Below are 14,679 nucleotides of genomic sequence, written 5' to 3'. Positions count from 1 at the left end.
TATTCAACAATCGCTTGTCTTTTAAATTTTCAAAATATCTAGTCTGCACTTTTTATCAAATATAATCAAAAACATATTTGTGTCCAGACGGTAGCAGTTAAGCCTCTTTTTTATTTTAAAATTATGATTGAACTTCTGGTTGAATGTCATCTTCATAACCAGATTGTGGCTGAATTGGTTTTGGTTTTTCCACTTTTTTATTGTGTTTTTTCATCATTTCACCAACCTGGTTTGATGCTGAAAACGAAGCAACCATGTTATTCAACATATCACTTCCGGCTTGTGGAGAATTTGGTAACAAAATTAAATTAGAATTTGCATCAGCTCCAATTGCTTGTAAAGTATCATAATGCTGAGTTACGACAATTAGGGCAGAAGCTTCTTGAGAATTAATTCCAACATTATTTAAAACTTCAACACTTTCTACAAGACCTCTTGCAATTTCACGACGTTGATCTGCAATACCTTGACCTTGTAAACGTTTACTTTCAGCTTCAGCTTTTGCTTTTGCAACAATTCTAATTCTTGAACTTTCGGCTTCAAATTCTGCAGCCGTTTTTTCTCTGTCTGCAGCGTTAATTCTGTTCATTGCATTTTTAACCTGAATGTCCGGGTCAATATCTGTAACTAAAGTGTTGATGATATCGTATCCGTAAGTAGTCATTGCTTCGTTCAATTCTCTTTTTACTGCAATTGCGATATCGTCTTTTCTTTCAAAAACATCATCTAATTTTAGTTTAGGAACTTCGGCACGAACTACGTCAAATACATAAGCAGTAATTTGATCGTGCGGATATTCCAGCTTATAAAAAGCATCATATACTTTATCCTGAATAACTTTAAACTGTACAGAAACTTTCATTTTAATAAAAACGTTGTCTCTCGTTTTAGTTTCAATGATAACATCAAGCTGTTGAATTTTAAGATTTACACGTCCGGCCAATCTGTCAACTAACGGAATTTTTAGTTGCAATCCTGAATTTCTAACACTATGAAATTTCCCAAATCTTTCGATAACTACAGAACTTTGTTGTTTTACTGTAAAGAAAGAAGACATGAAAATGAAGAATGCTAGTACTAATAAGATAATAAATGCTGTACTCATGGTGATATAGTTTATATTTTTGATCTTGGTAAATTACGAAAATTCTTCTAAATTAAATTTTTTAAACATTAAAAAAACGCTAAGAACATTTATTAGATGTTTCTTAGCGTTTAGTTTTTTAACCATTAAGATATTAAGTAAATTAAGTCAGGCTTTGTCAAGATAATAAAGCTACACTTTATGAACTTAAATAGTATACTATTTTTACCATTAAGTAAGCTTAATAAACTTAATATCTTAATGGTAAAATTTTTATAAAGTAGCTATTGCTTTCTGAATTCTCGAAATAGTTTCTTCTTTCCCAATGATCTCAACAATATCAAATAGGTGAGGACCTTTTAAAGCCCCAACCAAACTCAAACGGAAAGGCTGCATCACTTTACCCATTCCAATTTCATTTTTAGTTAACCAATCTTTTACGATTGCTTCGATATTTGCAGAATCAAAACCATCAATATATTCTAGTGTTGAAATCAATTCCTGCATTAAAGCCGGAGTTTCTTCCTTCCAATTTTTGCTTGCTTTTTCATCATACGATGTTGGCGCCTGAAAAAAGAAATCAGTTAAATCCCAAAATTCAGAAACGAAATGTGCCCTTTCTTTAATAAGTGAAACTATTCGAGTTGTCACTTCGAGCGGAGTCGAGAAGCCTTTTTCTTCTAAAATAGGAGAGAAGCTCTTCGCTAAATCAGCATCATTTTGTTTGATTAAATATAGGTGATTGAACCATTTATTCTTTTCAGGATCAAATTTAGCTCCCGCTTTATGAACTCTGTTTAAGTCAAAAGCTTCAACTAATTCTTCTAAAGAATATAATTCTTTCTCTGTTCCATCATTCCAACCTAACAATGCAAGGAAGTTTACAACTGCTTCCGGGAAAAATCCTTTCTCTCTGTAACCAGATGAAATCCCTTCTTCCGTTTTCCATTCAAGAGGAAACACAGGAAATCCTAATTTATCACCATCTCTTTTAGATAATTTTCCGTTTCCAACGGGTTTTAAAATCAAAGGTAAATGTGCAAATTCCGGAGCATCCCAACCAAAAGCTCTGTACAATAAAACGTGAAGAGGCATCGATGGCAGCCATTCTTCACCACGAATTACATGTGAAGTTTCCATTAAATGATCATCAACAATATTAGCTAAATGATAGGTTGGCATTCCGTCACTTTTAAACAAAACTTTATCGTCAAGAAGATTCGTTTCAAACTTAACATCTCCACGAATGATATCTTTTAAATGTAAAGTTTCGTTAACCGGAGTTTTAAAACGAATCACATAATGCTCACCATTTGCAATTCTTTTAGCAGTTTCTTCAGCAGAAATTACTAATGAAGTATCTAATTTTTCACGGTTGTGATGATTGTATATAAAAGTTTTTCCTTCAGCTTCGTGTTGTTTTCTATGTGCATCAAGAGCTTCCGGAGTATCAAAAGCGTAATAAGCCCAGCCCGAATTGATCAGTTGATCTGCATATTTTTGGTATATTTCTTTACGATCACTTTGTCTGTACGGACCAAATTTTTCATTTTTTCCAACAGTTTCTTCAGGAGAAATTCCTAACCATTCCAGCGCTTCCATAATATAAGCTTCGGCACCCGGAACAAAACGAGTCTGATCTGTATCTTCAATTCTCAGATAAAAAACACCGTTATGTTTTTTTGCAAATAAATAATTAAATAGGGCAGTACGAACTCCGCCAATATGTAATGGTCCAGTCGGACTTGGTGCAAAACGCACTCGAACTTGCTTTGACATTTGTATAAATTTTGATGCAAAGATACAATTCAGATTTAAGATTGTTGATTTTAGATTTTAGATTTATGATGTAATCGTTAATTGTCTTTTTTGATATTGTCATTGCAATTGATTTTTGAAATTTGAATTACTATAATTACTACTTTTATGGGTTATAATTAAAAGAGATTTTATTTTGAAAACATCATCTGCAATATATCAGAAGTTAGAAGGATTTATAAAGAAATATTACATGAATGAATTGATAAAAGGAGCACTTCTTTTTATTGGTTTTGGACTTTTATATTTTCTATTTACGCTTTTTATAGAGTATTTTCTTTGGCTGAAACCATTAGGAAGAACTCTTTTATTCTGGATATTTATTGCAGTAGAAGTTTTTCTGTTGTTTCGTTTTATCTTATTTCCAATTTTTAAGTTGTTCAAACTTCAAAAAGGAATCGATTATAATCAGGCTTCTGCAATTATTGGAAATCATTTTACAGAAGTAAGTGATAAACTAACGAACTTTTTACAGCTTTCATCCAATGAAAATTCAGCTGAAAGCTCAGAATTAATGTTGGCTTCGATCGAACAAAAAGCAAATTCATTGCAGCCAATTCCGTTTGGAAATGCCATCAATTATAAATCAAATAAAAAGTATTTGCCATTAGCTTTGATTCCGGTTTTGTTATTTGCAGTCTTTTTTGTTTCAGGAAACAGCAATATAATTTCTCAAAGTTTTAATAGAGTGGTGCATTTCAATTCTGCATTTTTACCACCGGCTCCTTTCAAATTTGTGGTTTTAAATGACAAACTTCAAACAGAACAAAACAAAGATTTTATTGTAAAAGTAGAAACAGAAGGAAACGTTGTTCCAGAAAATGTGATGATCCATATTGGTAACGAAAGCTATTTTATGGAATCTTCTCAAACAGGAAAGTTCGAATTCAAGATTGAAAAACCAACAACAGATATTCAGTTTTCTTTTGAAGGGAATTCAGTTTCATCAAATGAATATGAATTAAAAGTTATTACAGTTCCATCGATTGCCAACTTCGAAATGGTTTTGAATTTTCCATCTTACCTAAAAAAGAAATCAGAAACGATTCAGGGAACCGGAAATGCAATCGTACCAGAAGGAACAGTTGTAACCTGGAAAATGAAAACGCAGTCAACTCAAGAGGTAGTTTGGAAAGATGAAAACTCAATTTTGAAGTTTAATAAGGTCGAAAATGAGTTTAAATTAGCTAAAAATATTAATCAAAATACAGAATATCAAATTCTTACTTCGAATAATAAGGTTAAAAACTACGAGAAATTAGACTATCAGCTGTCAGTTATCAAAGATCAGCACCCAACAATCACCGTTTCGCCAGCTCCGGATAGTTTAAAATTAGATAAGAATTATGTTTTAGGAAGATTGGGAGATGACTATGGTTTATCAAAATTACAAGTTGTTTATTACGAACATGGTAAACCACAAACTGCAAAGCGTGGAACTATTCCTGTAAAGCAAGCCGTGTTCGATCAGTTCGTTTTTAACTTTCCAAGTAATCTTCCAGTTCAAGAAGGAGTATCATATGAATACTATTTTGAGGTTTTTGATAACGATGCACTGCACGGATTTAAGAGTACAAAATCTTCTACATTTTCAGATCGTGTTTCTACAACAGATGAAATTCAGGATGCAGAATTGCAACAGCAAAATGCCAATATTAATAGTTTATCTAAATCATTAAAGAATCAGGAAAAGCAATTTTCTGAAATGGATAAACTAAAAAATACCGGAAAAGAAAAAGATAATTTAGAGTTTAAAGATCAGCAAAAAGTAAATGATTTTATCAAACGTCAAAAACAGCAAGACGAAATGATGAAGCAGTTTGCTGAAAAAATGAATAAGAATTTAGATAAATATAATACAGATAAGAAAGATAAGACTGCCGAAGATTTACAAAAGCGTTTAGATAATGCCGAGAAAGATTTAGAAAAAAATCAGAAATTGATGGATGAGTTGAAGAACCTAAACGACAAATTAAACAGCGAAGAGTTGTTTGATAAGATGGAAAAGTTCAAACAAATCAGTAAAAACCAATCTCGTAATTTAGAACAATTAGTTGAATTAACGAAGCGTTTTTATGTAGAAAAGAAAGCAGAGCAAGTTGCAGAGAAGCTAAATAAGTTAGCAGAAAAACAAGAACAGCTTTCTAATAAAGATGCTGAAAACACAAAAGAGAAGCAAGATGATATCAATAAATCATTTGATAAAATTCAGGAGGATCTTAAAGATTTGAAAGATGAAAACAATAGTTTAAAATCTCCTTTGGATATTCCCAAAGATGCATCAAAAGAAAAAGATGTAGAGAATGATTTGAATAAAGCTTCAGAAGAATTAAATAAAAAGAATACTTCTTCGGCTAAGCCAAAACAAAAAAGTGCTTCAAAGAAAATGAAGTCAATGGCTGAGCAAATGAGTTCAAGTATGGAAGGCGGAGAACAAGAACAATTAGAAGAAGATGTTGCCATGCTTCGTCAAATTCTGGATAACCTTTTAGCATTTTCATTATCTCAGGAAGATGTAATGAAACAATTTAAATCGATGAAATTAGGTTCTTCTGCTTATACGAAGAACATAAAAATTCAGCAGAATTTGAAACAACAGTTCCGTCATGTCGATGATAGTTTGTTTGCAATGTCTCTTAGAAATCCAAAAATTGCAGAAGATGTAACCAAAGAAATTGGCAACGTACAATATAATATGGATAAAGCAATTGAAGTTTTAACCGATGTTCAAATCCCAAAAGGAGTTTCGCATCAGCAATACGCTGTTTCATCTGCAAACAAATTAGCCGATTTTTTAAGTGATCTTTTAAATAATATGCAGATGCAAATGTCTAAACCGGGAATGGGAAAACCAAAACCAGGAGACGGACAAGGAATGCAATTGCCAGATATTATACAAAAACAAAAAGGTTTGGCTGATAAAATGAAAGATGGAATGAAGCCGGGAGATAATCCAGGAAGTGGTCAGCAAGGAAAAAGTGGAGAAGGAAAAAAAGGTCAAGGTCAGGGTAAAGAAAGCGGACAAGGAAAAGATGGACAAGGGAAAGACGGGAAAAATGGTCAGGGCAAAAATGGTCAAGGCGGCAAAGAAGGAGGAAAAGGTAATGATGGAAACGATAGTGAAGATGGAGAAGGAGATGCTGAAAAGATAATGGAGATTTACAAAGAGCAGGTTAAACTTCGTGAAGCTTTACAAAAAGAGTTAGCTAAAAAAGGTTTAGACATGCAAGGAAGATCTGCAATTGAACAGATGAAAGCTTCAGAAAAACAGATTTTAAATAAAGGATTTAAGAATGAGAACTTGCAGAGAATTTTAAATATTCAGCAAGAATTACTAAAATTAAACAATGCAGTTCAGGAACAAGGTCAAGATACGAAGCGTCAATCTGAAACAAACAAGGCTGAATTTTCTAATCGATCAAACGCGTTACCAAGCTCATTAACTGATTATTTAAATAGTGTAGAAATTTTAAATAGACAATCGCTACCTTTGCGCTCGAATTTTAATCAAAAGGTTCAAGAATATTTTAATACAAAATGATAAACTTTAATTACGAAATCGAATTTTCTTTAGACAACGAACAAGCTTTTACAGATTGGTTAAGCGCAGTTATTGTTTCTGAAAAGAAGAATGAAGGAGAAATAAATTATATTTTTTGTGATGATGAATACCTTCATAAAATAAATGTAGAGTATTTAAATCACGACACACTAACTGATATTATCAGTTTTGATTATACAGTTGGTAACGAATTAAACGGAGATATTTTTATTTCTATTGAAAGAGTAGAGGATAATGCAAAAGATTTTAATGTTTCTTTTGAAGAAGAATTGAAACGAGTATTGGCTCACGGCATATTACATTACTGTGGATACAAAGATAAAAGTGATGCAGACGCAGAACTTATGCGTTCAAAAGAAGATGAAAAGATCGCGATGTTTCACGTGGAACAATAGAAGTTTTTGTTTCAGGTTTCAAGTTGATAATGTAATTGTGAATTTTTGAAAGTTGTTCCACGTGAAACGTTTTGGTTTGAAATAGTTTTCAGAAAGTGTTTCACGTGGAACATATGAAATTGATCCGAAGAAAAGAATTAAATCTGAAAGATGTTTCACGTGGAACACGAAAGTTTAGATTTGATTTTAGGTTTGGTTTTTAGAATGTTTCACGTGAAACATTCTAAACATGTTTGTGGTTTTTGAAAACAAAACAACAGATGTTTCACGTGGAATTTTTTAGGTTTGGTTTAAAACTTGAAACTTGAAACTTGAAAAAAACCTGAGACAAAACTCTGTTCCACGTGGAACTTTTAAGTTTGATTTGAAACGTGAAACTTGAAACAAGAAAAAACTTGAAACCAAAATTCGCGTTCCACGTGGAACAAAAAGAAAATAAAGTTAATTCTGAGAACCGCCTTAAACGGTTTGCAGAGAATAATAAAACAAAATGTTTTTAGAAGAATACGATGTTATTGTAGTTGGTGCTGGACATGCAGGATCTGAAGCCGCGGCAGCGGCCGCAAATTTAGGATCCAAAACTTTATTGGTAACAATGAGTTTGCAGAACATAGCCCAGATGTCTTGCAACCCTGCAATGGGAGGAATTGCAAAAGGACAAATTGTTCGTGAGATCGACGCGCTTGGAGGTTACTCCGGAATTGTTTCAGATCGAACTGCAATCCAGTTTAAGATGTTGAACAAATCAAAAGGACCAGCAATGTGGTCGCCGAGAGTTCAAAGTGACCGAATGCGTTTTGCAGAAGAATGGAGAATGATGTTGGAGGGAACTCTTAATTTAGATTTTTACCAAGAAATGGTAAAAGGTCTGATTATCGAGAACGGAAAGATAAAAGGAATCAGGACTTCGCTTGGAGTTGAGATTCGTTCCAAATCGGTTGTGTTGACAAACGGAACTTTTTTGAACGGATTGATTCATATTGGAGAAAAACAATTTGGTGGAGGTAGAGCAGGCGAAAGTGCCGCAACCGGAATTACTGAAGATTTGATTAAAGCAGGATTCGAAGCTGGAAGAATGAAAACAGGAACGCCGCCACGAGTTGATGGTCGTTCTTTGGATTATTCTAAAATGAACGAAGAAAAAGGAGATGCAGTACCGGATAAGTTTTCTTATTCGGATTTGACCGTTCCGTTAACGCATCAAAGATCTTGTCACATGACGTACACTTCGCTTGAAGTTCATGATATTTTGAGAGAGGGTTTTGATCGTTCGCCAATGTTCAACGGAAGGATAAAAAGTTTAGGTCCGAGATATTGTCCGTCGATTGAAGATAAGATTAATCGTTTTGCTGATAAAGAACGCCACCAGCTTTTTGTTGAACCAGAAGGATGGAATACTTGTGAGGTTTATGTAAACGGATTTTCAACTTCGCTTCCAGAGGATATTCAATTTAAAGCATTGAGTTCTGTTGCCGGTTTTGAGAAAGTGAAATTCTTCCGTCCGGGTTATGCAATCGAATATGATTATTTCCCGCCGACGCAATTGAAACATACTTTGGAAACAAAGTTGGTTGAAGGATTATATTTTGCCGGACAAATTAATGGAACGACAGGATATGAAGAAGCAGCTTCGCAAGGTTTGATGGCTGGAATAAATGCGCATTTAAAAGTGCACGAAAAAGCGCCGTTAATTTTAAAACGTGACGAAGCTTATATTGGAGTTTTGATCGACGACTTAATTACGAAAGGAACAGAAGAGCCTTATCGTATGTTTACATCAAGAGCAGAATATAGAACATTGTTGCGACAAGATAATGCCGACTTCAGATTGACACCAATGTCACATGAAATTGGTCTTGCTTCTGAAGCTCGTTTGCGAAGAATGGAAAAGAAATTAAATGAGTCTGAAAAGATGGTTGCGTTCTTTAAAGAAACAAGTGTTTCGGTTGCAGAAACAAATCCAATTTTAGAAGCAAAAGAAACGGCTCCAATTACGCAAGGTGATAAAATGTTTAAAGTATTCTCACGTCCGCAAATTGATTTGGAGGATATGCTGAAATTTGAAAAAGTAAAAGCATATGTTGAAGAAAATGATTTGGACAAAGAAATTTTAGAGCAAGCCGAAATCCAGGTTAAATATTCTGGTTATATCGAAAAAGAAAGAAACAACGCCGATAAACTAACTCGTTTAGAAGAAGTGAAAATCCCGGAGAATTTCGATTACAATAAAATCAAATCAATGTCGATTGAGGCGAAACAAAAATTAAGCAAAATTCGACCAGTTACAATTTCTCAAGCATCAAGAATAAGCGGTGTATCACCAAGTGATATTTCCGTGCTTTTGATTTATATGGGAAGATAGAGATTTTAAATTTTAGATTTCTGAGTTTAGATTTTAGATTTTAGATTTTTCTAGAATTAACATATTAGAAAGTTATTTGTATTGTTTCACGTGAAACAAATTGAAGTGAATTAAAGTTTTTGATTCCAATAGAGCAATCTAAAATCTAAACTCAGAAATCTAAAATTGATTTTGTTCCACGTGAAACGAATTTGAAATTGATATAGTTTGTCATTCTGAGGAACGAAGAATCTTCGTTGCTAGATCGACAAAGATTTGTTCTTTAGGTGTAGAGTTACTAACGAAGATTCTTCGTTCCTCAGAATGACAAAAGAGCCAAAATTTAAAATTCTATTTATGATAATTATCGGAAAAGAAATTTTATCTGAAGAAGAAAAAGAAGTTTTAAGAGAACTTTGGAACGAGGAATATCCGGCAAGATTAAATTGCAAAACAATGCAGGATTTTGAATTGTACTTAAACGGTCTTTCAAATACAAAACATTATTTGTTGTTTGATGCATTAGATAAAATTAACGGTTGGGCATTTACTTTTTTGAGAGAAGATGAAAATTGGTTTGCCATAATTTTGAATCATCAAATTCAGGGAAAAGGAAATGGTACGCTTTTGATGAATGAATTAAAAAAGAATAATACAAGTTTGAATGGCTGGGTTGTGGATCACGAAAATGAAATAAAACAAAACGCAGCATATTATAAATCTCCAATGCCATTTTATATTAAAAATGATTTTACAATTTTGACAGAAATCAGAATTGAAAACGAAAAAATGTCTGGAGTAAAAATTAATTGGAAACGATAAATAAAATATAAATACAAGAAACCCTAAAAGTGAAAATTTGACTTTTAGGGTTTGCTATGAAATTCAACCAAAATACCTATAATTAAAAAATGGACGTTTTAAACAAAAAACATTTTCTTACTGTAAAAGACCATTCTGTTTCGAAAGAAATTTTCGATTTATACTATGATGAAAATCTTGATATGCTGATAACTTCTCCGCAGCCGGATTTAGAAAATTTAGGAAGATATTACGAAAGCGAAGATTATATTTCGCATACAGATAACAAACGTTCTGTTTTTGAAAAAGCATATCATTTTGTAAAAAGTATTGCTTTAAAAAATAAACTGAATTTGATTAATTCAGAACAATCTCAAAAAGGAAAAATTTTAGACATTGGTGCCGGAACCGGTGATTTTTTGTTAACAGCAAAAAATGACGGCTGGAATGTAATTGGAGTTGAGCCAAGCGAGCGAGCAAAAAATATTGCCAAGCAAAAAGGAATTTCATTTGTTGAAGAAATCAGCGAACTCGAAAATAATTCTTTTGACGTAATTACAATGTGGCACGTTTTAGAACACGTTCCAAATTTGGAACTTCAAATTCAGGAATTGAAGCGATTATTAAAACCAACTGGAACATTAATTGTTGCGGTTCCAAATTTCAAATCATTCGACGCAAAACATTACGGAGAATTTTGGGCAGCTTTTGATGTGCCAATTCATTTTTGGCATTTTTCGAAAAAAGCGATAAAATCACTTTTCGAAAAAGTGGACATGAAATTAGAAAAAGTACTTCCCATGAAATTTGATTCATTTTATGTGAGTCTACTTTCTGAAAAATACAAAACCGGAAAAATGAATTTTATCAAAGCATTTTTCATCGGTTTAAAATCAAATTTAAAAGCGTCGAGTACAAAAGAGTATTCATCTCACATTTACGTGCTAAAAAACAGCTAAAACGCAAAATAAACGCATTTAAGACGCTTTCTTTGATTAGATGAGGCTTTGTGTCGTCTTTTCCGAGAAAACAGCTCTAATAAAAGCTATGAAAGTCACTTTTAATAGTGATATTTTATAGCTTTTTTTGCTTCCATAAAGAAAACTAATACCTTGAAATTGCTGCAGTTTTTGACATTTTTTCTTGTTTTTTCCGATTTTAAATTTTGAATTTCATCAAACAAAAAAATGCGGGATTTTGTTTTTTTTCACTTCAAGTTTTTTTTTCTCAAAAAATGAAAATTAAAAAAACCTCCAAGAAAAATTTTAGCTCAATTTTTTTAAAAAAGCAAAAATCTTAAAAGGAGCATTTTTTCACTCATTTTTTCCTCAAATTCAAAAACGGAAAACTCAAAAAAGTTTTAGACACGAATTAAGTACTTAAAAAGGGTCAAAACGTAAAATAAGCGCATTTAAGGCGTTTTCTTGGATGAATTGGGGCTTTGTATTGTCTTTTTTGAGAAAATTACTGTAATAAAAGCTATGAAAGTCACTTTTAATAGTGATATTTTATAGTAGTATTTTAGTCCATAAATAAAACCAATATCATAAAATTATAGCATTTTTTAAACTTTATGTTGATGCTATTTATTTTTTTATATTTTTGTCTTCAATACAATAAAAAAATTAGAAATTTAAAAAATGAAAAAAGCATTAGTAATTACCGCACTTTCAATTTTGGTTGTTTCGTGTAATAAAGCGACAGAAGCTAAAGAAGTAAAAACAGCTTACGTGGATACTTCAGTTTTGATGAAAGAGTACACTGAGGCAAAAGACCTTGAAGCTAAATACAAAGCTCAGGCAGAAGAAAAAGGAAGACAACTGCAAGCTGAGATTACTCGTTTTAAACAAGACGCTGCTAATTTTCAAAGTCAGGCACAAGCAAATGGACAAGCTTGGGCACAACAAAGAGGGGCTGAATTGCAAAAAAGAGAGCAGCAATTGGGTTATGCTCAACAAGCTTTATCACAGCAATTACAGCAAGAAAGTGGTGTAGAAATGGATTCCCTTGTAAGCGGAGTTAAAAAATTCATCAAAGATTACGGAAAGAAAAACGGATATTCTTATATCTACGGGACAGGTGATGCGGCTACAGTTTTATACGCTGAAGACAAGTACGATATCACTAAAGTTATTATTAAAGAGTTGAACGATAAGTACAAAGCATCTCCAAAAGCAGAAGATAAACCAGCTGCAAAAGAAGAGGCTAAAAAATAATAAACTGCCAAACTAACTAAACTAAATGAAAAACCTAAATCCAGATCTGGATTTAGGTTTTTTTCTTTTATAAAAATGCGATATTTTTGACGTTTAATACCTGCCTAATGCAAAACGTTTCAGAAGCTGCAGCTTACACCTTACAATTCATCAATCAAACGCAAAAATCAATATTCCTTACGGGCAAAGCCGGTACAGGAAAAACAACTTTATTGCGTGAAATCATTGCCACAACGCACAAAAATACCGTAGTAGTGGCACCAACAGGTATTGCTGCTCTAAATGCAGGCGGTGTAACGATTCATTCGATGTTTCAACTGCCATTTTCGGCATTTTTACCCACTTATGAAGAGAGTTCCCAGTTTACAGAAACAGTAAAATTTGAGAATAAAGAATCGCTACGACGACATTTCAAAATGAACAATGTCAAGCGAAATGTGATCCGTAATATGGAATTGCTGATTATCGATGAAGTCAGTATGCTTCGCGCTGATTTATTGGATGCTATTGACTTTATGATGCAGACAGTTCGTAGAAACACCAAAGCTTTTGGCGGCGTTCAGGTACTTTTTATTGGCGATTTACTGCAATTACCGCCCGTAATTCGGGATGAAGAATGGCGAACTTTGCGTAATTATTACAAAGGAAAATTCTTTTTTCATTCGCATGTAATGCAGCATAATCCGCCGCTGTACATCGAGTTATCTAAGATTTACCGTCAAAGCGATGACAAATTTATTTCGGTTTTAAACAACCTTCGAAACAACCAGATTACAAAAGAAGATGTTCAGGTTTTAAACCAATACGTAAAACCAGATTTTGATCTAAAAATGAATCCCGGTTTTATCACCTTAACCACACATAACGCAAAAGCAGATACAATCAATGAGCAGGCAATCAATGATTTATCTGGAAATGAATTTGCCTATCAGCCCTTTGTAGTGGGGGATTTTCCAGAGAAGATTTTTCCGGTAGAAGAAAACCTAAAGCTCAAAGTTGGCGCTCAGGTTATGTTTGTAAAAAACGATTTGTCTTTTGATAAAAGATATTTCAACGGAAAAATGGGCGTTATCAAATCGCTTTCGCCGGAAGAAATCTTCGTTCATTTCCCCGAAGAAAATAAAACTATCGAAGTCGAAAAATACGAGTGGAAAAACATTCGCTACAAAGTAAACGAACTCACAAAAGAGATTGAAGAAGAAGTTTTAGGCACATTTGCACACTATCCAATTAAATTGGCGTGGGCCATTACGGTACACAAAAGTCAGGGATTAACTTTTGAAAAAGCTGCGCTGGATGTATCGCAAGTTTTTTTGCCGGGGCAGGCGTACGTAGCACTTTCTCGTTTAACGTCCTTAAACGGACTTATTTTGCTTTCTCCGATACAAATGAACGGACTGTCGAACGATCAGGATGTGATGGATTACGCTTTAAACAAAGCAACCGAAGACGACTTGAAAAATTCGCTTCATTTCGAAACCAAAAATTTTATTCATAACTATTTGATTAATAGTTTTAACTGGACAGATTTAACGCAGGAATGGCGAAACCACCGTTTTAGTTATAATGAAAATGCCGTTGCATCAGAAAAATCAAAACATTCTGCCTGGGCGCATAAACGTTTAGAAATTATTGACGGACTAACTGATCCTTCGCAGAAATTCGTGCAGCAGCTTAATAAAATTTTCAACAAAGAAACCGTCGATTTGTTATTTGTCAAGGAAAGAGTAGAGGCTGCTTACGATTACTTTTTTAAACCAATGGACAAACTGGTTGCGGATCTTTTGAGTAAAATGGCTGAAATTCAGAAATTTAAAAAAGTAAAAGAGTTTTATGAAGAATTAGCCTTTTTAGATGATTTGCAGACAAAAGCGGTTTTACGTTTGATGAAAGCCAAACTGCTTGTTGAAATCGTAGTTTCCCGTGAAACAATCAGCAAAGAAAGCCTCACTTCTCCAACAATAAAAAATTACAAAACCGAAAAGATTTCGAGAACAAAAGAAGAGTTCAAAATGACGAATACTGACATGTTTCAGGTTGATGAGCCTGTTACACGTTATTCGTATAAAAAAGCGGATAAAACGGAAGAAAAAGTAGAAAAAAAGACCACGGTCGAAGAGACGCACGAACTTTGGCTGGCAAAAAATTCTATTGAAGATATTGCCCGAATGAGAAAGCTGACCGTTCAAACCGTCGAATCGCATTTGATAAAATTGATCCAAGCTAAGAAAGTGGAGATCACGGATGTTCTCCCGTACGATAAAATCCTCGCGCTGCGTGAAGCATTTGAATTTTACGCAGAAGAATCTTTAAGTCCGTTGAAAGAAAAATACGGAGATGAATTTACCTGGGATGAACTTAAGATGTTCAAAGCTAGTATAAACTAATTTTAGACTTTGTAACTTGTGATTAGAATTCTAAATTTTAGAATTTACCATAAAAAGATTATGTAAAATAGAAAA

The 14,679-nt window shown here is 33.3% G+C and carries 9 protein-coding genes; 7 read left to right on the top strand and 2 right to left on the bottom strand.

All coding sequences use genetic code 11. The features are described 5' to 3' along the window. Positions 1-121: 121 nt before the first annotated feature. Both BUE10_RS14170 and gltX read right to left on the bottom strand, forming a co-directional pair. Entirely contained in the window at positions 122-1,105 is a 984-nt protein-coding gene (locus BUE10_RS14170) for an SPFH domain-containing protein (protein ID WP_073486105.1), read from the bottom strand. 252 nt (positions 1,106-1,357) lie between these two features. Continuing rightward, complete coding sequence (gene gltX / locus BUE10_RS14165) at positions 1,358-2,863, bottom strand: glutamate--tRNA ligase (RefSeq protein WP_073486103.1); 1,506 nt, start codon at positions 2,861-2,863, stop codon at positions 1,358-1,360. A gap of 175 nt (positions 2,864-3,038) precedes the next feature. Between gltX and BUE10_RS14160 the strand changes: the two genes are divergently transcribed. From BUE10_RS14160 to BUE10_RS14130, 7 genes are all read left to right on the top strand, one after another. Continuing rightward, positions 3,039-6,443 (top strand): DUF4175 family protein, encoded by a 3,405-nt coding sequence (locus BUE10_RS14160; RefSeq protein WP_073486102.1) that lies wholly within the window; start codon positions 3,039-3,041, stop codon positions 6,441-6,443. Further along, complete coding sequence (gene ybeY, locus BUE10_RS14155) at positions 6,440-6,859, top strand: rRNA maturation RNase YbeY (protein WP_073486100.1); 420 nt, start codon at positions 6,440-6,442, stop codon at positions 6,857-6,859. Before BUE10_RS14160 ends, ybeY begins: the two co-directional genes overlap by 4 nt. Positions 6,860-7,349: 490 nt before the next feature. Beyond that, entirely contained in the window at positions 7,350-9,221 is a 1,872-nt protein-coding gene (gene mnmG, locus BUE10_RS14150) for a tRNA uridine-5-carboxymethylaminomethyl(34) synthesis enzyme MnmG (protein ID WP_073486098.1), read from the top strand. 336 nt (positions 9,222-9,557) lie between these two features. Then, positions 9,558-10,022, top strand: coding sequence for a hypothetical protein (locus BUE10_RS14145; protein WP_083598101.1), 465 nt, complete (start codon positions 9,558-9,560; stop codon positions 10,020-10,022). 89 nt (positions 10,023-10,111) lie between these two features. Further along, positions 10,112-10,960 (top strand): class I SAM-dependent methyltransferase, encoded by an 849-nt coding sequence (locus BUE10_RS14140; protein WP_073486094.1) that lies wholly within the window; start codon positions 10,112-10,114, stop codon positions 10,958-10,960. A 681-nt stretch (positions 10,961-11,641) separates the two neighbouring features. Then, positions 11,642-12,217 carry an OmpH/Skp family outer membrane protein gene (locus BUE10_RS14135; RefSeq protein WP_053474345.1) on the top strand — a complete coding sequence of 192 codons (576 nt, stop codon included), beginning with the start codon at positions 11,642-11,644 and terminating at the stop codon, positions 12,215-12,217. 107 nt (positions 12,218-12,324) lie between these two features. Next, complete coding sequence (locus BUE10_RS14130) at positions 12,325-14,604, top strand: helix-turn-helix domain-containing protein (protein WP_073486092.1); 2,280 nt, start codon at positions 12,325-12,327, stop codon at positions 14,602-14,604. Positions 14,605-14,679: the final 75 nt, after the last annotated feature.

The sequence above is a fragment of the Flavobacterium sp. CF108 genome (assembly GCF_900129795.1).
Classification (GTDB): domain Bacteria; phylum Bacteroidota; class Bacteroidia; order Flavobacteriales; family Flavobacteriaceae; genus Flavobacterium.
Note: the sequence above shows the minus strand (reverse complement) of the source record. Positions and strands in the feature narration are given on the sequence as shown.

Bases quoted from the DNA above. Each gene is read 5' to 3' on its own strand.
- BUE10_RS14145 (WP_083598101.1), top strand. From the start codon at position 9,558: ATGATAATTATCGGAAAAGAAATTTTATCTGAAGAAGAAAAAGAAGTT.
- ybeY (WP_073486100.1), top strand. From the start codon at position 6,440: ATGATAAACTTTAATTACGAAATCGAATTTTCTTTAGACAACGAACAA.
- BUE10_RS14130 (WP_073486092.1), top strand. From the start codon at position 12,325: ATGCAAAACGTTTCAGAAGCTGCAGCTTACACCTTACAATTCATCAAT.
- BUE10_RS14135 (WP_053474345.1), top strand. From the start codon at position 11,642: ATGAAAAAAGCATTAGTAATTACCGCACTTTCAATTTTGGTTGTTTCG.
- mnmG (WP_073486098.1), top strand. From the start codon at position 7,350: ATGTTTTTAGAAGAATACGATGTTATTGTAGTTGGTGCTGGACATGCA.
- BUE10_RS14140 (WP_073486094.1), top strand. From the start codon at position 10,112: ATGGACGTTTTAAACAAAAAACATTTTCTTACTGTAAAAGACCATTCT.
- gltX (WP_073486103.1), bottom strand. From the start codon at position 2,863: ATGTCAAAGCAAGTTCGAGTGCGTTTTGCACCAAGTCCGACTGGACCA.
- BUE10_RS14170 (WP_073486105.1), bottom strand. From the start codon at position 1,105: ATGAGTACAGCATTTATTATCTTATTAGTACTAGCATTCTTCATTTTC.